Annotated in this window: 19 protein-coding genes and 1 tRNA gene; 7 read left to right on the top strand and 13 right to left on the bottom strand. The window is 66.5% G+C overall.

Annotated elements, in window-relative coordinates; translation table 11 throughout:
* Positions 1-18 precede the first annotated feature (18 nt).
* The 3 genes from A5724_RS01830 to A5724_RS01820 all read right to left on the bottom strand — a co-directional run bounded on the left by A5724_RS01830 (position 19) and on the right by A5724_RS01820 (position 4,759).
* Complete coding sequence (locus A5724_RS01830) at positions 19-1,281, bottom strand: hypothetical protein (protein WP_067795686.1); 1,263 nt, start codon at positions 1,279-1,281, stop codon at positions 19-21.
* Positions 1,278-1,943 carry an Abi-alpha family protein gene (locus A5724_RS01825; RefSeq protein ID WP_067795691.1) on the bottom strand — a complete coding sequence of 222 codons (666 nt, stop codon included), beginning with the start codon at positions 1,941-1,943 and terminating at the stop codon, positions 1,278-1,280. Before A5724_RS01825 ends, A5724_RS01830 begins: the two co-directional genes overlap by 4 nt.
* A gap of 62 nt (positions 1,944-2,005) precedes the next feature.
* Positions 2,006-4,759 carry an AAA family ATPase gene (locus A5724_RS01820; RefSeq protein ID WP_067795238.1) on the bottom strand — a complete coding sequence of 918 codons (2,754 nt, stop codon included), beginning with the start codon at positions 4,757-4,759 and terminating at the stop codon, positions 2,006-2,008.
* A gap of 465 nt (positions 4,760-5,224) precedes the next feature.
* Here A5724_RS01820 and A5724_RS01815 point away from each other — a divergent pair, with 465 nt between their 5' ends.
* Both A5724_RS01815 and A5724_RS34075 read left to right on the top strand, forming a co-directional pair.
* A complete protein-coding gene (locus tag A5724_RS01815; protein WP_156752085.1) occupies positions 5,225-6,643 on the top strand; it encodes a hypothetical protein in 1,419 nt (472 codons plus the stop codon).
* 111 nt (positions 6,644-6,754) lie between these two features.
* The gene (locus A5724_RS34075; protein WP_197518513.1) at positions 6,755-6,916 is read left to right on the top strand and encodes a hypothetical protein; all 162 of its coding nucleotides are present in this window, start codon (positions 6,755-6,757) and stop codon (positions 6,914-6,916) included.
* A gap of 7 nt (positions 6,917-6,923) precedes the next feature.
* Here A5724_RS34075 and A5724_RS01810 read toward each other — a convergent pair whose 3' ends face one another.
* Positions 6,924-7,535 carry a TetR/AcrR family transcriptional regulator gene (locus A5724_RS01810; protein WP_067795683.1) on the bottom strand — a complete coding sequence of 204 codons (612 nt, stop codon included), beginning with the start codon at positions 7,533-7,535 and terminating at the stop codon, positions 6,924-6,926.
* 49 nt (positions 7,536-7,584) lie between these two features.
* Between A5724_RS01810 and A5724_RS01805 the strand changes: the two genes are divergently transcribed.
* The 3 genes from A5724_RS01805 to ponA2 all read left to right on the top strand — a co-directional run bounded on the left by A5724_RS01805 (position 7,585) and on the right by ponA2 (position 12,256).
* Positions 7,585-8,610 carry a Rieske 2Fe-2S domain-containing protein gene (locus A5724_RS01805; protein ID WP_067795680.1) on the top strand — a complete coding sequence of 342 codons (1,026 nt, stop codon included), beginning with the start codon at positions 7,585-7,587 and terminating at the stop codon, positions 8,608-8,610.
* Between the two features lie 5 nt (positions 8,611-8,615).
* Positions 8,616-9,698: a dihydrodipicolinate reductase gene (locus tag A5724_RS01800; RefSeq protein WP_197518512.1), complete on the top strand. Its 1,083-nt coding sequence runs from the start codon at positions 8,616-8,618 to the stop codon at positions 9,696-9,698.
* A 119-nt stretch (positions 9,699-9,817) separates the two neighbouring features.
* Positions 9,818-12,256 carry a transglycosylase/D,D-transpeptidase PonA2 gene (gene ponA2, locus A5724_RS01795; protein WP_082964813.1) on the top strand — a complete coding sequence of 813 codons (2,439 nt, stop codon included), beginning with the start codon at positions 9,818-9,820 and terminating at the stop codon, positions 12,254-12,256.
* Positions 12,257-12,258: 2 nt separating this feature from the next.
* On the opposite strand, the gene A5724_RS01790 is transcribed toward ponA2, so the two are convergent.
* The 9 genes from A5724_RS01790 to A5724_RS01750 form a co-directional block, all read right to left on the bottom strand.
* Positions 12,259-13,173, bottom strand: coding sequence for an MBL fold metallo-hydrolase (locus A5724_RS01790; protein WP_067795233.1), 915 nt, complete (start codon positions 13,171-13,173; stop codon positions 12,259-12,261).
* 62 nt (positions 13,174-13,235) lie between these two features.
* Positions 13,236-14,129: a sucrase ferredoxin gene (locus tag A5724_RS01785; RefSeq protein WP_067795228.1), complete on the bottom strand. Its 894-nt coding sequence runs from the start codon at positions 14,127-14,129 to the stop codon at positions 13,236-13,238.
* The gene (locus A5724_RS01780) at positions 14,126-15,373 is read right to left on the bottom strand and encodes a cupin domain-containing protein (RefSeq protein ID WP_067795225.1); all 1,248 of its coding nucleotides are present in this window, start codon (positions 15,371-15,373) and stop codon (positions 14,126-14,128) included. The genes A5724_RS01785 and A5724_RS01780 overlap by 4 nt, the downstream gene beginning before the upstream one ends.
* Complete coding sequence (locus tag A5724_RS01775; protein ID WP_067795222.1) at positions 15,345-15,590, bottom strand: BatC protein; 246 nt, start codon at positions 15,588-15,590, stop codon at positions 15,345-15,347. Before A5724_RS01775 ends, A5724_RS01780 begins: the two co-directional genes overlap by 29 nt.
* A 71-nt stretch (positions 15,591-15,661) precedes the next feature.
* The gene (locus tag A5724_RS01770; protein ID WP_067795220.1) at positions 15,662-17,341 is read right to left on the bottom strand and encodes an alpha-amylase family protein; all 1,680 of its coding nucleotides are present in this window, start codon (positions 17,339-17,341) and stop codon (positions 15,662-15,664) included.
* On the bottom strand, positions 17,338-18,327 hold the full coding sequence (locus A5724_RS01765) for a TIGR03885 family FMN-dependent LLM class oxidoreductase (protein WP_067795217.1): 990 nt from the start codon (positions 18,325-18,327) through the stop codon (positions 17,338-17,340). The genes A5724_RS01770 and A5724_RS01765 overlap by 4 nt, the downstream gene beginning before the upstream one ends.
* A gap of 52 nt (positions 18,328-18,379) precedes the next feature.
* Complete coding sequence (locus A5724_RS01760; RefSeq protein ID WP_067795214.1) at positions 18,380-18,784, bottom strand: HNH endonuclease; 405 nt, start codon at positions 18,782-18,784, stop codon at positions 18,380-18,382.
* A gap of 44 nt (positions 18,785-18,828) precedes the next feature.
* A tRNA-Thr gene (locus tag A5724_RS01755) sits at positions 18,829-18,903 on the bottom strand.
* Between the two features lie 25 nt (positions 18,904-18,928).
* A complete protein-coding gene (locus A5724_RS01750; RefSeq protein ID WP_067795211.1) occupies positions 18,929-19,720 on the bottom strand; it encodes a hypothetical protein in 792 nt (263 codons plus the stop codon).
* A gap of 126 nt (positions 19,721-19,846) precedes the next feature.
* Here A5724_RS01750 and A5724_RS01745 point away from each other — a divergent pair, with 126 nt between their 5' ends.
* Entirely contained in the window at positions 19,847-20,566 is a 720-nt protein-coding gene (locus A5724_RS01745; RefSeq protein ID WP_067795208.1) for a response regulator transcription factor, read from the top strand.
* Positions 20,567-20,652: 86 nt separating this feature from the next.
* Positions 20,653-22,089, top strand: a complete 1,437-nt coding sequence (locus A5724_RS01740; protein WP_156752084.1) for a cell wall metabolism sensor histidine kinase WalK — start codon at positions 20,653-20,655, stop codon at positions 22,087-22,089.
* The last annotated feature ends 2 nt before the right edge of the window (positions 22,090-22,091 follow it).

The raw sequence follows: 22,091 nt of genomic DNA, 5'->3' as shown, positions 1-22,091 counted from the left end.
GGAGCGGATTGGCCGCGGTCAGTGCCCGAACTGTTCGATGATCAGCACCTGAAGCTCGCCGACCACCCCGCCGAGCACGCCGCCGACGGCGACCATCAACGGCTCGTCGTCCTTGAACACCGGCCGGAGGATCGATTCGTACTGCTCATTGGTGAGCTGGTTCATCTTCTCGACGATGGTGTTCTCGAGGTCGATGACGTCGGCCGCGTAGTCCTGCGCTTCGAGCAGGGTGGACGGGAACCGTTCGAGAACAAGCTCGACCACTCGCTCCTTCAGTGCGCGATAGCGTTTCGTGCCGACCGCGAGCGCGACGATCGGGCCCGCGATCCCGGTCTGCGCGTCGACCGCCGCCTCGACTTCCTTGGCGGCCAACGCGAACAGCTTGTCCGAGCCGGGGCCGGAGATGATGCCGTCGAAGAGGATCTGCGGCGCAAACAGGTCGTCGGCGAGGATCCTGGCGTAATCGCGGGTGATCTTGTCGCGCTGGGCGTGCAGCAGACCCTGGAACCTGATGACCCCGAGGAACTTCTTCGGCTGCACCGGCCGGAACAGCATGTTCAGCGCGATGTAGTCGCTGAGGAAGCCGACGGCGAAACCGAACGCAGGCATGATCCACGGATTGTTGAACAATGCCCACGCCACCATCTGCACCAGCCCGATGGCGAAGCCGAAGTAGATCCCGCTGCGCCGCACGAACGCCATCGCGTCGTCGCTGAGGCCGCGCATCAGCTTGATGAGCTTGTCCTTGTTGCGCACCAGCGTCGTGACGGCGAGGAATTGGAGGTCGACGTAGCGGTCCAGGTCGGCCCTCATCCCGTTGAGCAGGTTCTCGGTGACACGCGGGGCCTGCGCGCGGATCCGCTCCTGAATGGCTTTCCTGGCGGCATCGGGTAGCGAGTCCCACAGCCCAGGGCGGATTTGTTCGGCGAGGTCGCGGGTGATCTCGTCGATCGCCTGGTTGAGCGGAACCCGCAGTGCCTCAACGGCTTCGGCGGCGTCGATGCGCTCCAGCAACTCCTGAGGCTTGAGCAGATTCGCCGTCAGCAACTCGATGGTCTTCGAGCCCACCTTGCCCGCTCGTCGCGGCACGATGCCCTGCCAGCCGATCGGTCCGATGCCCTTGAATTCGAGTGGCCGGTAAATCATCTCCAGCGCAACGATTTTGGTGCTCCAGCCGACGAACGCCGCCACGAACGGCATCGAAAGGTAGATCAGCCAGTTGGCACCGAAGTCGTGTTTGATCTCATCCCAGGTCTGCAGCGCGACCACGAGATGGGTCACGGGCCGTCCTGCTGCATGGTCGCCGCCCACAACGCCTGCCCCAGGCTGGACAACGTCAGGGTGTACTTGTCGACCTTCGCGGCCAGCGGTCCGCGCGACGCGGTCTTGATCGCGGCGAGCACCGAACTCTCCGCCATCAGCACCTCGTAGTCGTCCTTCAGATCCGGGTCCTCCGGTCCGATCTCGACCAGCCCGAGCGAAAGCAGGTGGCTGACATACGACAGGACCATGTCGGGCAATGCGACGCTGGCGGTCCGCCCGATCAGCGACGCATTCTCCAGCACCGCCCGGCCCTGAACACGACGACGGGTCCAGTCGTGCACGCTCACCACCGGCGACGACGAACCGTCAGACAAAGCGCTGATGATCCGCGCCTCGTCGGCGACCAACTGGTCGAGGATGTGGTGGAACAACTCCATCTGGCTGCTGCTGGTGCTGTTGTCCAGTGCTCGGTCCAACAGCCCGCGCATCTTCGAGCTCAGCGCATCGGGGTCGGCCACCTGCGCGGGCCGCTGTGCCGGGCGCGCAGGCTCGGGCTCCTCGGGCTGATCGCCGAGCAGCGCCATCAACTGTTCCTGGGTGCGGATGGACGTGCGAAGCCAGAACTTCGCGACACCCGACGCCATGCCGACGAGCCCGAACGGATCTTGGGAGTTCGCCACGGGTGAACCGTAGCCTCTGCGCCTGCCGATCATCACGATCAGGGCGCAGAATCGGCAGACGGTTACGAGCCGGTTCCCGGTGAGCCGGACGCGTGCTCGCGATGCGCGATTGTCAGTTGCACCCGGGATTTGACGTCCAGCTTCCGGAACACCGCCCGCAGGTGGGTGTTGACGGTGTTCGGCGAGACCCCGAGTTCGGCCGCGGCTGAGCGGTTGGTGTGCCCGGAGCTGATCAGTTCGACCACCCTCGACTCGGTCGGCGTCAGTGCCGCCCAGCCGGTCGCAGGACGGGGCGCGGGCGCATTGATCCGGACGCCGCGAACGCCGTGGCTGCGAAGATGTTTCGCCACGGTGCGGCTGCCGGATTCGGCGCCGACGCGTTGGTAGATCTCGGCCGCTTCCAGCAGCACGTCGATCGCCTCGCGGGACCGGTCGAGGACCAACAGCGCCGAACCGTGATCGGTGAGCGCATCGGCCAGCAGCAGCGGGCGCGGCGATTCACGCAGTACCTGTACCGCACTGGCAAGCAGCGTGGGATCGGCTGTCAACGAACCGTGGATGTGCAACGCGATGCCCTCCAGCGTGGGCACACCCGGATTGCGCTGCGCCGCAAGGTCGGCGATGTGCGCCGCCTTACGGGCGAACTCGGGATCTCCACCGTCCAGGCCGATCCGCGCCAGGATTCGCATCCACGGCGGCGACCACGGCCACGGGTCACGGAAGTCCTCGACGCCGTCGAGCAGCGGACCGAGGATCGCGAGGCTGGCCGCATAGTCACCTGCACTGGCTTTCAGCCAGCCCTGCATCAGCCGTAGCCGGGGTACCGTCTCCTCCGCCGCGACCGGGACCAACAGCTCGGTCGCCCTTGCGAACTCGCCCCGATACCTGGCCACCGCGGCGAGCACCATCCTGGCATTGAGCCGGAACCCGTAGTTCCCTGTCTCGTCGGCAAGCCGCAACAGCGTGCGCGCCCCCGCCTCAGCGGCATCCAACCGGCCCAAGTTGTGGTCCTGCCACATCTGCGCATACAGAATCGCGGGTGCCTGGCTATCGGCGTCCTGATGCGCTTCGCGGATCTTGACCAGCATGGCTTCGGCGTCGTCGTACCGGTCAAGGTGCTGAAGGGTGCGGATCTCCTCGGCTTCGTACGCCGAATCCGACAACCGGCGGAGGTCGGAGAACCGCTCGAGTGCGAGTCGGTGCCGACCCTCGTTGCGGGCCGTCTCAATCAACGCGACGACAGCCAGCCGCTGAGAATAGGTGTCGCTGAGGCGGTTTCCCTCGGCAAGCGCGGCCTGTGCCATGGTCTCGGCACGCGCCGCCGGCTGGGTGCGCGAAGCGGCCAACGCTCGCGCCGCGGACAGCTGAGCGCGCGCAACCGCTGATACTTCGGCGATCGCCAGAGCTGCGCCGGCCCGGCGTTCCATCTGTTCGCAGTCGTTGGCGCACCACAGCGCTCGACAGGCCTGCAATTCGATGCGAGCGATCGTCTCGGCCTCGTCGGCGACCGCGAGTAGCCGATCCGCGACGGCCAATGCCTCGCCATCGCGCTGCACATTGACCAGCGTTTCGACCGTCCGCTCGCCGGCCAGCAGCCAGAGCGGATGCCCCTGCGTCGTCAGTGCGAACGCCTGCTGCGCCAGTTCGGCAGCCTGGTCGGGCATCGACACCATGCATTCCCGAGCCGCCTGTTCCAAGGCGAGCACCGCTTCCTCGTCGTCCTTGGTGGCGCACGCCCGGAAATGGTTGGCCGCGGCGAGCGCTGAACGGCCGTCACCGACGATGAAGCGGGCGCACGCGCGGTGCAGTGCCCGACGGTCTCCCGGCGGGATGTCCGCGTACACGGCTTCGCGGACGAGGTCGTGCGGGAAAAAGACTTCACCGTCGACGGTGCCGAGCAGCCCGTTGTCGACGCCTTCGCGGGCCAGCAGGCTCAGCTGGGCTTCCGACATGCTGCCGAGCAGATGGCCCGCGTCGGCAAGGGCCATGGCACGACCCCACACGGCGGCCAGCCGGATCAGGGCGGCAGCGGGCCCTGACAAGCTGCCGACCCGTGCCCGGACGCCGACGGACAACTCTGCGTGCAGGTCGCTGGCGTCCTGCCCGCGCTGGTGCCGTCGGGCCAGCCCTTCGATCACCTGCACCGCCCAGAACGGGTTGCCGCCGACGCCGCCGAGAAGTTTTCTGGTCTGCGCGGACGGTTCGGCGCCGAGCAGATCGGTCGCGATGCCGTCGATGTCGGCGAGCGTCAGCGGCCCGAGTTCGATGCGGGTGATCGTGGTGGCGTCGTCGATGCCGGCGATCAATTCGTCGAGCGGGTCGCTGGGCTGCCACCGACTGGTGACCGCCCACACCACGGGAGATCCGGCCAGCCTCGCGGGAAGGACACGCAGCGCGAATCTGGTCAGCCGGTCGGCCCACTGCACGTCGTCGATGGCGATCAGCACCGGCCCGTGCACGGCCAACTCCTCGAGCAGCGCGCTGATCCGGTCGACCAGCCACAGCGGCTGGTCGTAGAGCGGCGCGAGACTGGCGAACGCGTCGGCAGGCAAGAGCGGGTGAGGGCCCGAGCGAAGCGACACCAACAGCGGTGCACCGGCTGCGATCTGGTCGCCTTGTTCGGCCTTGCCGCTGCCCGTCTTGTACCCGGCGCGTGATGCCTGTTCGACGATGGCACGCAGCACCGCAGACTTGCCGATTCCGGGTTCGCCGCTGACCACCACCAGGGCGCCCTGGCCAGTGCGGGCCGCTCGATCCAGAGCGTTCAGCGCTTTCGACATCGCGTCGCTGCGCCCACGTAGCGCGATCCGCGCCATCAGTCGTTCATTCCGTCGCGCCCCATATCGGTGCTTTGAGGCCACGCACCCCCGACGGGCCGGAGAGTATTACGTAGTGACTAACGCCGATTCGCCAGAATGATTCCGTTGGTCCGGTGGCCCTGGTAGCGCGAACATGCGAGATCGCCTGCGCAGTCGCTATCGCAGCACGCCGGTAGTTTGCGTCGGCTCGTCGGAACGTGTGAGACAGCGCCTCCCGGCCACGGGCGCGAAGCCGCCCGAGACCGCGTGGCGACAGTCGATCTGACAAGCCGGTACGCGGTGAGCTGCAAAAGCATTCCGTGGCAACGCGTTGCGGCAAACACCTAATGCGTGGCTCCCGAGAGTTCGTCAAATCGTGCGATAGGCAACCAACGCCGTTGGTGATTAAGTCATCGCTGTTTGTGACATTACTCGCAAGTAAGTTCCGGCAGCGCCGGTGATCACCAGCCAAGGGGTTTTTCAATGCAAGTTGCCAGCCGTCCACGTTTCACGACAGGAGTCGCCGTTGTCGGGGCGAGCCTCGTCGTCGCCTCGACCGTGGCACCGGTATCGGACGTCCACCTGCCCGACCTGCATCTGCCGACGGTTCGCAGCATGGAGGTCGATCTCGCGGCGGCGGTGAACCCGCTCGCGATCTACTCGCAGGTGCTGCAGGACGCGCTCGCGAACATCCAGACGCTCGGCGAGAACTTCAAGCCCGGCCAGGTGCTTCAGGCCATCCTGGCCAACCAGCTCAGCGGCGTGAACGGGGTCGGCACGGCTCTCGGCCAGACCGGTTCGGACCTGGGTGCCGTCGTGGCGCAGTTGCCGGCGACGGTGCAGACCGTGGTCAGCCAGCTCGCCGCGGGCAACATCTCGGGTGCGACGAACACCCTGCTCACGGTGCCCGTCGAGGCGGTGCTGCCGCTGCAGAACCTCCTTCCGGCGCTGACGAACCTCGTCACCCAGCCGATGCAGAACCTCGTCAATGTTGTCCACGCGTTCACCAATGACACACTGGGCACCCAGCTCATCCTGGCCGGCCTGATCGCACCGCTGATCAGCACGCCTGCCGCCGCCGCGACCGCGGTCCAGAACGTGATCGGTGCCGTCGCGTCGGGCAACCCGGCAGCTGCGGTGAGCGCCCTCATCGCGGCCCCGGCCACCATCGCCGACGGATTCCTCAACGGCGGCTTCGGCCCCGATCTCGGACCCTTGGTGAACAGCCCGTTCCCGGTAATCGCCGGCGGGTTGCTCAGCTCTTCGACGCTGAACATCAACCCCGACGGCACGATCGACGTGGGCACCGGCGGACCGCTCGCCGCGATCGAGACGGCGCTGGCGAAGATCGTGATGGCGCTCAAGCCGACGACAACCGCGACGACGGCTGCGGTCAAGACGGCGGCCGTCAAGACTGCCGAGGTCGCCACGGTGCCTGCGGCAACGGCGCCGACCGTGACGCTGTCGACGGGTAGCACCGCTGCGCTGCCTGCCAAGGAGGCGACACCAGCCGACTCGGCCACCGAGGCGCCCGCGCAGAAACCCGCGAGCACCGACACGAAGTCGACGGCGACCGAATCCACCGATACCACCAAGGATTCGACGGATTCGACGACCAAGCCCGAGTCGACCAAGTCCACCGACGCGAGCACCGACGCGACGACCGGCAACAAGGTCGACCCGAAGCCGACCTCCGGTTCGGAGTCCAGCAAGTCGGGTAGCTCCACGGATTCGGGCACCACTCACGACGCCACTTCGTCGGCGACCACTCACGACGCCACTTCGTCGGCGACGGGCACGTCCGCATCCTCGAGCACCGCGACGTCCGGCGGGGCGCAGAAGAGCGCGACTGGCCCGAAGCACGCCAAGACCGGCCCGAAGCACGCCAAGGCCGGCAAGTAACACCTTCGACGAACAGGCCTCCCTCATCAATTCCGATGGGGGAGGCCTGTTTTCGTATCCGCGCCGGACACAGGTTTCGGCAGCGCTCGATCGGGCCACCCTGCAATCGACATGACACGACACGAGGACACGCCCAGCACGCCGAAGGACGCCAGAGCGGCGACCGACGACCAGCGGGAGCTGCAACGAGAACTCGACCACAGCGACGGCGACCCGGACGCCCCCGGCCGGCACCAGGACCGCCACGACGTGCCTGACGAATCAGGCCGTTGACGTCGACTCAGTCGCCTGCCGGGCGATGGACGTACGCCACGATGGCGTTGGTCAACCCCCGTCGCGCCAGATCCAGGTCGTAGTACGACCCCAGCTGGCGTTCGGAGGCCAGGCCGCGCATCGCGCCGGGGATGAACGAGGCGACCTGGCGCACCCGTTCGGGTTCGACATCGACGTCGCGGAACGCTTCCTGGCACGCCTCGATCCAGCTCCGTCCCCACGATTGCAGTTCGGCGGCTGTGCGTGGGTAGAGCCGTTCCAATTCGGCGCCGTCGCGGGGTAGGGCGGCGCGTAGCGTCTCGATCGCGCGCGAATCCGGTGCGGACAGCCCGTCGAACAGCAGGTCGATGATCGCGGCCACCCGGTCACGAAGCGGCGCAGCGGGATTCGCGTTCGACGGCAACTGACCGCGCCGCTCTGCGGTGCGCCGCAGCACCGCCGCCCACAAGCCATCGATGTCGCCGAACTGGTACTTGACCGCACCCCAGGTGGCTCCTGCGTCTTTCGCGATGCGATTGGCCGACGCCGCGGCGACGTCACCCGTCGCCAAGGCGCGCAGTGCCGCGTCGAGCATGGCGTCGCGCGTCGCCTGGCCCCGGCGGTTGCTCCGTCGGGTCATCGGCTCCGGCACTTGACGAATGATAGAGCCCTCTGTGATTCTTGTCGACATGGCCAAGCCGCCCCTGTCCATGAAGCCGACGGGCTGGTTCCAGGTCGCATGGTCGGATGAGGTCGGCGTCGGCGATGTCCATGCGATGAAGTACTTCGGCGAAGAGTTGGTCGCGTGGCGATCCGAGTCCGGCCGGGTCACGGTGATGAACGCATACTGCGAACACCTCGGCGCGCACCTCGGGTTCGGCGGGCACGTCGTCGGCGAGGTGATTCAGTGCCCGTTTCACGGCTGGCAGTGGAACCACGAGGGCCGCAACGTGTGCATCCCCTACGAGAGCCGACCCAACCGCGGCAGGCGGATGACGACCTATCCCGTGGTCGAGCGCAACGAGTCGATCTACATCTGGCACGACATCGAGGGCCGCGAGCCCTTCTTCGACGCACCCGACGTGTTCGCCAGTTTCCGCGACGGCAGCAGTGCGGCCGACTACTACCCGCAGCAGCGGTTGTTCGAGCGTGCCCACGAACTGCACCCGCAGTACGTGCTGGAGAACGGCGTCGATTTCGCTCACTTCAAGTACGTCCACCAGACGCCGATCAACCCGATCTTCACCAGGCATGACTTCGCCGAACCGGTCTCCTACGTGGACTTCACGATCACGTTCGAGGGCGACGGTCAGCAGTCCATCGACGACGTCCGCAGTGGCGTCGAGGCGATCAACGGCGGGCTCGGCATCGCCGTGACCAAGAGCTGGGGGATGGTCGACAACCGCACCATCTCGGCGATCACCCCGGTCGACGAGTCGATCTCCGATGTCCGGTTCATGGCCTACATCGGCCGCACCCCCGGCAAGGACACCGAGCGGGCCGCGCAGAAGGCCGCCGAGTTCGGCGAGGAGATCATCCGACAGTTCCGCCAGGACATCCACATCTGGTCGCATCAGCGCTACTCCGATCCGCCGGCGCTGGCCAGCTCGGAGTACGAGGGGTTCACGGCGATCCGCAAATGGGCCATGCAGTTCTATCCCGACGGCCGCGGGGGTAGCGCCGCGGACCTCGCCTCGACCGATCAGAAGGGTTGATTCTCTTGTCGAACAAGCCGATTCGCGTGTTTCAGGTCGCCACCGGCAACGTGGGCTCCGAGATGATCAAGCGCTATGGCGCCCAGTCCGACCTGCAACTGGTGGGGGTGCACTGTTACTCGCCGGAGAAGATCGGCAAGGACGCGGGCGAGCTGGCGGGCATCGAGCCCAACGGCGTGATCGCCACCGGCTCCGTCGAAGAGATCATCGCCGCCAAACCCGACGTGCTGACCTTCCACGGGGTCTTCCCTGACGAGGACCTCTATGTCAAGGTGCTCGAGGCCGGCATCAACATTGTCACCACCGCCGACTGGATCACCGGTTGGCACCGCGACACCAACCATCCGCACCCGTCCGGTAAGCCGGTCAGCCAGTTGTTGGCCGAGGCATGCGCGCGGGGCTCGTCGTCCTTTTACGGCACCGGCATGAATCCCGGATTGAACCAGATTCTGGGCGTGGTCTGCTCGGCCGATGTCGCCGAGATCGAGAACGTCACCACCATCGAGTCCGTCGACGTGTCATGCCACCACAGCAAGGACACCTGGATCGAGGTGGGCTACGGCCTGCCCGTCGACGATCCGAGCATCCCCGCCAGGCTCGAGAAGTACACCCGCGTGTTCGCCGACAGCGTGCTGCTGATGGCCGACTGCTTCGACCTGCAACTCGACGAGGTCAAGTTCAGCTACGAACTGGGCGCATGCACCAAAGACGTCGATCTGGGATGGTATGTGTTGCCGAAAGGTTCCCTAGGCGGCAACTACATCAAGTATCAGGGCATGGTCGACGGCATGCCGCGGGTGGAAACCCACCTGGAGTGGCAGATGACGCCGCACACCGATCCGCATTGGGATATCAAGGGCTGCTATATCACTCAGATCAAGGGCGACCCCTGTGTCTACAACAAACACATGATCTTCCCGAAACCCGGAGTGGATCTGTCGAATCCCGACAACTTCGCCTCGATCGGCATGACGGTGACCGGCATGCCCGCGCTGCATGCGATCAAGTCGGTGCTCGAGGCGCCGCCCGGACTGCTCACCAGTGCGGACCTTCCGCTGCGAGGGTTCGCCGGCCGTTTCAAGCTCTAGTTGGCAGAACGGGTTTCATCAATACGCGGCATTCGGGCGGCGCCTGCGAATAACCTGAGGGCGTGTCGGAGGGGCGGCCGACGTGGGCATGCGTCAGGAGGCTGGCTGGCTGTTGCGTGATGGCCGGAGCGCTGGCGGCGGCCCTGATGTTTCCTGTCGTCGGCGGCATCGGGTTGATGTCCAACCGCGCGGCCGACGTCGTAGCCAACGGTTCCTCGCAACTGATCGCAGGTGACGTACCGCAGGTGTCGACGATGGTCGACGCACAGGGCCAGCCGATCGCCTGGCTGTACACGCAACGTCGATTCGAGGTGCCGACGGACCGGATCTCGAATGAGATGAAGTTGGCGATCGTCTCGATCGAGGACAAGCGCTTCGCCGAACACAACGGCGTGGACTGGCCGGGCACGCTGACGGGGCTGTCCGGGTACCTCGCAGGTAATCCGGACACCCGCGGCGGTTCGACGATCGAGCAACAGTACGTGAAGAACTACCAGTTGTTGGTGACCGCGCAGACCGACGCGCAGCGGCGTGCCGCCGTCGCGCTGACCCCGGCACGCAAGATGCGCGAGATCCGGATGGCGCTGGCGCTGGACAAGGCCATGAGTAAAGCCGAGATCCTGACCCGCTACCTGAACCTGGTGTACTTCGGCAACGGGGCGTTCGGCGTGCAGGACGCCGCGCAGACCTACTTCGGGATCAACGCGTCCGAACTGAACTGGCAGCAGGCCGCGCTGCTGGCCGGGCTGGTGCAGTCGACCAGCCAGCACGATCCCTACACCAATCCCGACAGCGCGATCAGTCGGCGAAACATCGTGCTGGACACCATGATCGAGAATCTGCCGCAGCGCGCCGACGAGCTGCGGGCGGCGAAGGCACAGCCGTTGGGTGTGCTACCCCAACCGAACGGGTTGCCGAACGGCTGCATCGCCGCGGGCGATCGCGGCTTCTTCTGCGACTACGTGCTCGACTACTTGGCGCGGGCCGGGATCAGCAAGGAGCAGGTGGCCCAGGGTGGCTATCTGATTCGCACGTCGCTGGACCCGAAGGTGCAGGCGTCGGTCAAGTCGGCGATCGACAAGATGGCCGACCCCGACCTCGACAGTGTCGCCAGCGTGATGAGCGTGATCAAACCGGGCAAGGACGCGCACCACGTGTTGGCGATGGCGAGTAACCGGCGGTACGGACTCAACGACGACGAACACGAGACGATGCAGCCGCTGCCGTTCTCGCTGGTCGGCGACGGCGCAGGCTCGATATTCAAGATCTTCACCACCGCGGCGGCGCTCGACATGGGCATGGGCATCGACTTCCAGCTGGATGTGCCTGGGTCGTTTCAAGCGCGCGGGCTCGGCAGCAGCGATACGCCGGGGTGTCCGAAGGAGACATGGTGCGTGCGCAACGCCGGGAACTACCGCGGCTCGCTGAAGGTCACCGACGCGCTGGCTGTGTCGCCGAACACCGCCTTCGCCAAGCTGATTCAGCAAGTCGGTGTTCCCCGCGCGGTCGACATGTCGGTGCGGCTGGGGCTCAGGTCCTATGCCCTTCCTGGGACCGCCAGGTCGTACGACCCCGAAAGCAACGAGAGTTTGGCCGATTTCATCAAACGGCAGAACATCGGCTCGTTCACGTTGGGGCCGTTCCAACTCAACGCGCTCGAGTTGGCCAACGTGGCGGCGACGCTGTCGTCGGGCGGCACCTGGTGCGCGCCGAACCCGATTGTTCAGATCGTCGACCGCCACGGCAACGACGTGCCGGTGGAGGGTCAGCCATGTGACCAGGCGGTGCCGGAGGGGCTGGCCAACACGATGGCGAACGCGCTGAGCAAGGACTCCGTCAGCCCGGGCACCGCGGCAGGCGCAGCTTCGTCGGTCGGCTGGGACCTGCCGATGTCAGGGAAGACCGGCACCACCGAAGCGCATCGGTCGGCAGGTTTCGTGGGGTTCACGAACCAGTACGCGGCGGCCAACTACATCTTCGACGATTCGAGCAATCCGTCCGGCATCTGTTCGTTCCCACTGCGGAAGTGCGGCAGCGGCGACCTTTTTGGCGGTAGCGAGCCCGCGCGCACCTGGTTCGAGGCGATGAAGCCGATCGCCACGGATTTCGGTGAGGTGCACCTGCCGCCGACCGATCTGCGTTACGTCGACGGCACGTCCGGCAGTCAGGTGCCGAACGTGTCCGGCATGAAGGTGGATGCCGCGCGAGAGCGGTTGCGCAACGCCGGATTCCAGGTCGCCGAGAAAACGACGATGGTGAACAGTTCGGCGTCCTACGGCGCCGTCGTCGGAACCTCCCCGAGCGGGAAGACGATTCCTGGGTCGATCATCACGATTAACGTCAGCAACGGCATCCCGCCTGCGCCGCCGCCACCACCGCCGCCACCGCCGAGTGAGCCGCCGCCGCCTGCTGTGCCGCCGGAGGGCATGACCGTCGTGGAGATTCCGGGGCTGCCGCCGATCACCGTGCCGCTGCTCGGACCGCCGCCGCCACCGCCGCCGTTCGCGCCGCCGCCGCCACCGCCGCCGGTCGAACCGCCGCCGCCACCGCCTCCGTGAGGTCAGTAGTCCCAGACGGCGGGCACGCACCGGAATACGTCACCGGCGGCAGCCACATGGCAGACCGACGGGAACGGCAGGTGCGTGGCCACCAGCGCCTCGCCGGTCGCCGCCAGTTCGCGCAGCAGACGGACCCGGACGCGGGCCGCTTCCTCCGGGTCGTGTTCGAAGCCGTTGAACCAGTCGGGCTGGTCGAAGCCGACCTGGAACACGGCGTCGCCCGCGAACGTCAACGCGCCGCCCCGCGACGCCAGCCGGACCACGCTGTGTCCGGGGGTGTGGCCGCCTGTCTTGGTCACCATCACTCCGGGCGCCACCTCGTGCTCCGTCTCGAATGGTTGTAACCGACTGCGGTATTCGTCGAGGAACCGGGAGGCGGCGGACCGAAGCGCGTCCGGCACCGGAGCGGGCATGCGGGTGTGAGAGAAGTCGGGCGCCTCCCAGAACTCCGCTTCCGCCGCCGCCACGTGGACCCGCACCTCCGGGCTGAGTTCCTGCTGCAGGCCGTCGCCGAGCAGTCCGCCGACGTGGTCCATGTGCATGTGGGTGAGCACGACGTCGGTCACCGATGCGGGGTCGATGCCCGCGGCGTGCAACCGCATTGCCAGCTGCCCCGCCCGCGGGAAGTCTGGGAACTCGCCTCCCAGGCCCGCGTCGATGAGGATGGTCTGGCTGCCGCTGCGCACCACCGCTACGTTCAGCGGCCAGTCGAGCACGTCCGGCGGCAGGAACATGTCGTCCAGCCAGCCCGCGAGGTCGGCCGAGTCTGCGTTGTACGCCATCGTCTTGGCGGGGATGGGCAGCATGCCGTCGCTGATCACCAGCACATCGAGATCGCCGACCTGCATCGCGTACCGCGACGGCACCAACTCGTCGAGACCCTGCGCGCCGAGGTCCGAAATATTGTCCAAGCTCATGACCGCTCCTCCGTATCCGTGACAGCTTCCTATCGCCTCCGAACGGGTGCGGCTTCGCCGATTCATCCCGGCAGTGTGGTGATCGACGCGAGTGAGAAAGTCCGGACCGGTCCGGACACCTGCGCATGGCATTGCGAGAACAGCGGCTCGGACATCTCCTCGGTGAGGCAGACTTCGAGCGGGCCCTGCTCGCTGCTGAGCACTACGCGGATCCTGTGCTCGCCCCGCTCGACTTCGACTGGCGGCAAGCCGGCGATACGGTCGTCACCGGTGGCCTCGCGGGCGAAGTACTGCGCGGCCTGGACGGCATGCGGCAGCGAGGTACGGCCCCGCAGCAACGCGTTGTTAACCCGCCCGTCGAGATACAGCCGGACGAGATCCGCCGAATCGGTCGAGTCGACCCGGCCGTAACACAGCCCTTCCGGCAACACCAGCATGGTGGCCGCGAACCGGTCCCCACCCAGATGCGAGCACTCCCAAGTGAAGTCGGGGTACTCCGCCGCGATCGCCTTACAGGCAGTGCGACCACGAACGGCGCAGCACTGATCGTGCTTACCGTGCGCACAGACCGCGACGAGCGGATCCGTCTGCACGGTGCCGTCACTTCCGTCGAGCGCGATGTCCAGGTACTCGCGCGGATGAGCCACCTCCCCGCCGTACAACACTTCTCTGCCGACATCGGCGTGCGCGATGAACCACCGCCATCGCGGCGTGGCAGAGCGTCGGCCGTGCTTTCGGATCGCCGCGATACGCATCTTCGCCGTCTCAACCCGACGGACGATGGCGCGGCCGAGTTCCGGATCGATGATCGCCGGAGATCGAAGAAACGCCGAATACCCCCAGCCGCCCGGCAATTCGAGCAACACCCAGGACGAGCCCGCCGAAGCGGTGCCGTACATCGGATCGCCACGGGCAAGCGACTGATCGCTGCATGGCGCTCGCTTGGCCGCGGTCATCCGTTGTCCGGCTCGACAACGGCCTCTCGAAGCAGCCGACGAATCAGCACTGCGGCGTCGGTGTGGTCGAGACCCGGCATCGCCGCCGCGTCGGCGGCAAGCCCGCGGTGAAGCGCCGCTATGGCCTCCGCGCACGACATCGGGAACGTCATCACCTTGTCCGGTAATCGCAGCACGACGCGTCCGTCGGTGTGTGCCATCGTGGCCACCAGTCCGCGGCGCCACCGGACCCGAATGGTGTCAGCGGATTCCGACGCGCTGAACGCGACCAGCGGGCGCACGGCTACGGGCCGTGTGTGTTTGGCGTGCCCCTGTGTCAACTGTGCGGCGGCGCCTGCGCTGACGGTGGTCGCCTCGTCGCGCAATGTATCGACCATTTCCGCCATCACCTTCGTCACCGTCGCGATGATCTCATCCTGATCGGCGGGGTTTCGGCCCAGCGGCAACGACCGTCGGAACTCTTCGGTCGTCGCCAACTGGTCGATGACCGCGCGCGCGACATCCACACCGGTGACCGCGGATACGCCGACGGTCAGGTGGATGGACGTGGTGTCCAACGCCTGCGCAGCGTGCACCCAGCCGCGCGGGAGGTACAGTGCGTCGCCTTCGGACAGCACGGTGTCGATCACCGGATCGTCGCTCACCCGCTCTGCGATCGCGGACCGGTAGCGAGTCCACGGCTGCGAGGGCAGCGGATGGCGGTGCACGGGTTCGTGCACCATCCATCGCTTCTGACCGGCGACCTGCAACACGAACACGTCGTGCACGTCGTAGTGCGGGTCGAAGCCACGATTGCTGGGCGGTGTGATGTAGGCGTTCGCCTGCACCGGATGGCCGACATCGTCGACGGCTTGCTGGACGAAGTCGATCAGCGGAGGCCACAGCCGATGCAGGCCCTGCAGCACAATCGTTGCGCCAGAAGCGAATTGGGCGAGCACCTTGGCGGAGTCCACCTGATCCGGGATCTCCGCCCCGAATCCGGCAGGCCCGAGGTAGCAGTCCTTGGCCAGGACGCCGCCTTCCTTGGCCATCCGGATGAACGGTGCGCGTACCCCGCGCTCGGCGATCAATTCGTCGACCGTCTCCGGTGAGAGCAGGTCGCGGAAATCGCGCGGCAGCCCAGTCGCCGGGCTGAGCAACGGTTTACGACCCCAGAACTCGCTGGCGAAGGTTTCCCGGTCGATCGCGATGCAGCGTCTCAGCGCCGCGAAGCCGCTATGCGGTTCCGTCGGCACCGCCGTCATGGCCTTCGGGGTTGGAGCCGCCGTCGGCCGGGCCTTCGCCGCCCGCCGTGCCGTCGGCCCCGCCGTCGTGACCCTGTGGGTTGGAGCCGCCGTCGGCCAGGCCTTCGCCGCCCGCCGTACCGTCGGCCCCGCCGTCGTGACCTTCGGGGTTAGACCCGCCGTCGGCGGTACCCTCTCCGCCGCCCGAGGTGGTGATGTCGTCGTCATCCAGTGGCATGGTGATCCCTTTCCCGCGATGCGTGCGCTGAGAGTTACCCGCGACGGCCCCGGCGAAACGGCCTGCGGGAGTCAGATGATCGGCTGGTCTTCTGGCCGCCGAAGGCGCATCCATCGATAGCCGTACCCGTCGAGGCCGACGTCGATTCTGCCCTCGGGATCGAGCTTGTGTTCTGCGAGCCCGTCGAGCAGGTCGACGAGCGTGCAGCCCGTCGGTACGTCGGCCAGTCGAATCGAGACGATGCAGCGGTCCGCTCCGAGGTTGTGCACCGCCACCATCGTCCAGCCCGACTTCTCGCGGCAGACATGCGCCAGGACGGCAGGGTTGGGCTGCTCGAGGACTTCGGCAGTCGACCAGCCGATTTCCGGCTGCTGCCGGTAGGTGTAGATGAGGTCGCGCATGAACCACCAGAAGGACTGATGGTCATGGCGCTGGTCGGCGGCGTTGATGCGGTCCGGGCCGTAGAGACCGTCGGTGAGCGGACGGGTCAGCCTGCGCTTGTTGGCACCGGAGAACCCGCCGTTGTGGCCCGCGGTCCACTGCATCGGTGTGCGTACCGCGAGTCGCCCTGGGACATCGAGGTTTTCGGCCATCCCGATCTCCTCGCCGTAGAAAAGGACGGGAGTCCCCGGCAACGAGAACGCGAGCGAATAGGCCATCCGCATCCTCCGCTGATCGCCACCGAACATCGACGGGAGCCGTCGGCGCAGCCCGCGCCCGTAGAGCTGCATGTCCTTGTCGGGACCGAATGCCTCAAAGACTTCCCGGCGTTCGCTGTCTTTGAGCTTGTCGAGGGTGAGCTCGTCGTGGTTGCGCAGAAAGTTGGCCCATTGACTGGTCAGGTCCAGTGCCGGGCGCTGCCGAAGAGCCTTGGCGATGGGGCCGGCATCACTGCGAGCGAAAGACAGGTACATTGCCTGCATTCCGTTGAAGTCGAACTGCATGTTCAGCCCGTCGCCGTCCGGCCCGCCGAAGAAGGCCAGTTGGTCCTTGTAGGGCAGGTTCACCTCGCCGAGCAGAACAGCGTCGCCGAGGCGCCTGGTGACGAAGTTCCTGACGTCGCCGAGGTATTGACTGGCGTCGAACACTCCTGGATCTCCCGGCGCTGAGTCTTTCGCGAACATGAAGGGCACCGCGTCGACGCGGAAGCCTGAGACCCCGAGCTCCAGCCAAAAGCCCAGAGTGCGTGAAATCTCTTCCTGCACTTTCGGGTTCGCGATGTTGAGGTCGGGTTGGTGTTTGAGGAAGTGGTGCAGGTACCACTCGTCGGTTCGCTGGTCGAGCTGCCAGAGGCTGGTTTCCTGATCCGGGAACACCACGTCCTTGCGGCGGGACTTGGGCTTGGTGGCGCTCCATACGTAGAAGTCGCGGTACGGATCATCCGTGCTGCGGCGGGCGGACTTGAACCAGGGGTGCGCATCGGACGTGTGGTTCATGACGAAGTCGATGACCACCCGGATGCCGGTTGCCTTGGCCGTGCGGACGAGTTCGACGAAGTCGCCGTGGGTGCCCAGCCTTCGGTCGATGCCGAAGAAGTCGGTGATGTCGTAACCGTCGTCCTTACGGGCCGTCGGATAGAAGGGCATCAGCCACAGGCATGTCACGCCGAGGTCGCACAGGTACTCGATGCGTTCGGTCATGCCGCGGATGTCGCCGCATCCGTCGCCGTCGTAGTCGTAGAACGTCTCCACGTCGGCGCAGTAGAAGACGGCGTTCTTCCACCACAGGTCGCCGGTGTCGCTGCGCCTCATGCGATCGCCACCCGAGACTGCGGGGCGGTCGGCGACAGCTGCGGCAGGACGTGTTCGCCGAAGGCGTCGATGAAGCCGGACTGCTCCTTACCCACAAAGTGCAGGTACAGCTCGTCCCAGCCCTGGTCGACGAATTCCCGCAGCCATTCGATGTGCTGATCGAAATCGCTTGAGACGAGCACGGATTGCTTCACCTGATCTCCAGTGACGTTCTCGCTGATGACGTCGAAGGCGTCGACCGACTCGACGTCCCAACAAGCCGGAGGGGCGAAAACGTTACTGCGCCATTGGTCGTGGGCGATCGCGAGAGCCTGTTCCTCGGTCGGCGCCCAGCTGAGGTGAATCTGCAGGCGGGCAGGTCCGCGGCCCCCGGCGTCGCGGTATGCGTCGAGGACCTTGCGCAGAGTGTCCTTAGATTGGTTGACGGTGACCAATCCGTCCGCCCACGCGGCGTGGCGGGCCGCGGTCTCGGGTGTGACGGCCGGGCCGACGAGGTCGGGAACCACGTCGGGCAGCGTCCACAGCCGTGCCCGGTTGACGTGCACCAGGCCCTCGTGGCTGACCTCCTCACCCTCGAGCAGACGCCGTATGACGGTCACACATTCGACAAGCCGTTGGTCGCGAATTTCCTTGCGTGGCCACACCTCGCCGGTGATCCGCTCATTGGAGGCCTCGCCCGACCCCAGCGCCGCCCAGAACCGACCGGGGAACATCTGCCCGAGGGTCGCGATGGCCTGGGCGATGATCGCGGGATGGTAGCGCTGACCTGGCGCGTTCACGACGCCGAAGGGCAGCGTCGTCGACGCGAGCGCGGCGCCGAGGAAGGACCAAGCGAAGCCGGACTCGCCCTGCCGGGAACTCCACGGGCTGAAGTGGTCCGAGGACATGCCGGCGGTGAAGCCGGCCCGCTGCGCGTGCTGGACGTCGCGCAACAACTGAGCCGGGTTGATCTGCTCGTGCGAGCAGTGAAAGCCGATGACCGTCATCTCGGCGGCATACCCGTTTCGATGGCCGTGTCAGTCGTAGAACAGCTAACAGTCAATACGACTGGCCGTCGGCGTACCGCTGTCGACGGAAGTGGCGGCCCTTGCCGCGGTTGCGACTCTTGTACGTCGGCAACTGCGAGTCGCAGTTCGGACAGACCAACCGCAAGTTCTCCCGGCAGTTGTTCGTCGGGTCGCCGTCGATGTGGTCCAACACGAATGCGAGCGGTAGGCCTTGCCATGTGCTTGCCGCGCCACACATCGCACAACAGCACGATTGCGCGGCGACGAGGTACTCGCGGATGTAGTGACCCTGGTGGCCGTCGATTCGGGCTTCTCCGGATTCGAGCCACTGTTCCGTACGCGACTTGCGCCGGGCTGACGCCTGACATGCGTTGCCGCAGTAGATCTTCTGGCTGCGCTTCGAGAGTGTGGAACCGCAGCCGCGACACTGTCTCATGCGCCGAAGCTACGACTGGCTACCGACAACCGGTGGTCGCCGAGTGGAGCCCCCTGTCAGGATTGAACTGACGGCCTTCCGTTTACAAGACGGATGCTCTACCACTGAGCTAAGGGGGCGTGTGAACCCGGCAAGTTTATCGGGTCACTGCTCGGCGTCGATAATGCGCTGCGAGGTCACGGTCCGCGACGACGATCGCGCGCGCGGCCGGCGGCCAGGCAGCGGAATCCGGTCGGCGATATTGCTCAGCGGATTGACCACCTGGCTCAGCGTCACGACGGCTTCGTGCAGCGCATCGATTGTCGGCGCCAGCGCCTCGAGTCCCGGCGCGAGCCGGTTCAACGTGTCGGCGACGTCGGCCAGCTTGAGCAGCGGCCCTTCCTCGGCGGTCAAGGTGTCGAGCAGGCCGCCCTCGGCCAGCAGGCGGTCGGCGACCCCGTCCTCGCGCAGCACCCGCTCGATCAGGCCGTCATTGGCCAGTAGTTGGTCGGCCAGTCCACCCGGCGCGATGACCCGCGACAGCGCGCCGTCGTCGGTGGTCATCCGGTCCATCAACCCGCCCTCGGCGGTCAACTGATCGACCAGCCCGCCGGGGGCCAGCGCCCGCGACACCGCACCGTTCTCCGCGGTCAACCGGTCCAGCAGCCCACCCTCGGCGGTCAGTTGATCGACGATTCCGCCGGGTTGCAGCAACCGGTCGACCGGACCGTTCGGCCGTAGCGCTCTGCCCAGCGGGGCGTCGTCGTCCATCAGCTTGGCCAGCCGGTTCGCCCGCTCGACCGCATCGTCGATGCCCAGGATGTGCGCCACGGAACCCGAACCCGACTGGGCCTGGCCGAGCGCGCTCTTGGCGATGTCGAGGCCCGTCTCGGCAACCGCGATGCCGACCCGTACCGGCGCGGTAGCTAAATCGGTCAGCGCTTTGCCGAGGTTCATGCACCCAGTCTATGGGTGTAAGGTCGGCGCACCCATTGCATCCAAGCACTCCCTGGATTCACACTCACAGGAAGTTGACAGGGTTTGTGCAGGATAATTCCAAGCGAAGTCGTGGACATTAGCGGAATGGCGATGGCTGCACTACCCGAGAATCTGCCCGAGGCGCGCGTCCTCGTAGTCGACGATGAGACCAACATCGTCGAACTACTCTCAGTGAGCCTGAAGTTCCAGGGCTTCGAGGTCCATACCGCGTCCAATGGTCCCGCGGCGCTGGACAAAGCCCGCGAAGTGCGGCCAGACGCGGTGATTCTCGACGTGATGATGCCCGGCATGGACGGCTTTGGCCTGCTGCGCAGGCTGCGTGCCGACGGCATCGACGCACCCGCGTTGTTCCTGACCGCCCGCGACACCCTGCAGGACAAGATTGCGGGCCTCACACTGGGCGGCGACGACTACGTCACCAAGCCGTTCTCCCTGGAAGAGGTGGTCGCGAGGCTGCGGGTGATCCTGCGCCGGTCCGGTCGCGGCATCGAGGAGCCCCGCAATGCGCGGCTGACCTTCGCAGACATCGAACTCGACGAGGACACCCACGAAGTCTGGAAGGCCGGCGAGCCCGTCTCGCTGTCGCCGACCGAGTTCACGCTGTTGCGCTACTTCATCATCAACGCAGGCACGGTGCTGTCGAAGCCCAAGATCCTCGACCACGTCTGGCGCTACGACTTCGGCGGCGACGTCAACGTCGTCGAGTCCTACGTGTCATATCTTCGGCGCAAGATCGACACCGGCGAGAAGCGACTTCTCCATACGTTGCGGGGCGTCGGGTACGTCCTGCGTGAACCGCGATGAGTCGCTGGCGCGGCGATGAGCCGTTAGGCGAAGAGTCATCGGCCAAGCGCCGAGAACCTTGCTAGCAAGTTCGCGACAATAGGGGCATGGCGGTACTGCGCGGGCGAGGCATACCCCTAAGGGTTGGCCTGGTCGCCGCCACCCTTGTGCTGGTGGCGGGCGGCCTGCTGGCGTCGGGCATCGCCGTCACCACGATCCTTCGGCACGACCTGACCAATCGCGTCGACCAGACGCTGCTCGACGCTTCGCGTAGCTGGGCGCAGGCGCCGCGGCGGATGCCGCCGACCCCGATCGAAGGACCCAACCCGGCCCGGCCGCCGTCCAACTTCTACGTGCGCGGGGTCGACCCCGACGGCCGCATCTGGATGGCCGTGAACGATCGCGCAGCCGAACCGGCGCTGCCCGCCGACAACGACGTGGGGCCGGTGCCCGTGACCGTCCGCTCGGTCGATCATTCCGACGTCAAATGGCGCGCGATGAGTGTGCGCGGACTGCGCGGTGAACTCACCACCGTCGCGATCGACCTGTCCGATGTCCAGACCACGGTGCGCGCGCTGATCTATGCGCAACTCGGCATCGGGGCCGCCGTGCTTTTGGTGCTCGGCGTCGTCGGCTACTGGGTGGTGCACCGCAGCCTGCGCCCGCTGGTCGAGGTGGAACAGACCGCAGCGGCGATCGCCGCGGGGCAGCTCGACCGTCGTGTCCCCGAACGTGATCCGCGCACCGAAGTGGGCCGACTTTCGTTGGCGCTCAACGGAATGCTCGCGCAGATCCAGCGCGCGGTGGCATCGTCGGATTCGTCGGCCGAGGCGGCCCGCACCTCCGAGGACAGGATGCGCCGGTTCATCACCGATGCCAGCCACGAACTGCGCACCCCGCTGACCACGATCCGTGGTTTCGCCGAGCTCTACCGGCAAGGTGCGGCCAAAGACGTCGAGATGTTGATGAGCCGCATCGAAAGCGAGTCCCGCCGGATGGGCCTGCTCGTTGAGGACCTGCTGTTGCTGGCCCGCCTCGATCAGCAGCGGCCGTTGGAGCGGCACCGCGTCGACCTGCTGGCCATCGCCAGCGACGCCGTGCACGACGCGCAGTCGATCGCGCCGCCGGCCCGCAAGATCACCATGGAGGTGTTCGACGGTCCCGGCACTCCGGAGGTGCTCGGCGACGAGGCCAGGCTGCGGCAGGTGCTGGGCAACCTGGTCGCCAACGCGCTGCAGCACACCCCCGACACCGCGGGCATCACGGTGCGGGTGGGCACCGACGACGGGCACGCCGTGCTCGAGGTGTGCGACGAGGGTCCCGGCATGAGCAAGGAAGACGCGCACCGCGTGTTCGAGCGCTTCTACCGCGCCGATTCGTCACGCGCCAGGGCCAGCGGGGGCACCGGGCTCGGCCTGTCGATCGTCGATTCGCTGGTGCATGCGCACGGCGGTGCGGTGAGCGTCACCACCGCACCGGGCAAGGGCTGCCGGTTCAAGGTGAACCTGCCGCGGATCGCGGACGTGCCGGCCCAAGTCAGTTGAGG

This window comes from Mycobacterium sp. ACS1612 (assembly GCF_001667505.1).
Lineage (GTDB): Bacteria > Actinomycetota > Actinomycetes > Mycobacteriales > Mycobacteriaceae > Mycobacterium.
Note: the sequence above shows the minus strand (reverse complement) of the source record. Positions and strands in the feature narration are given on the sequence as shown.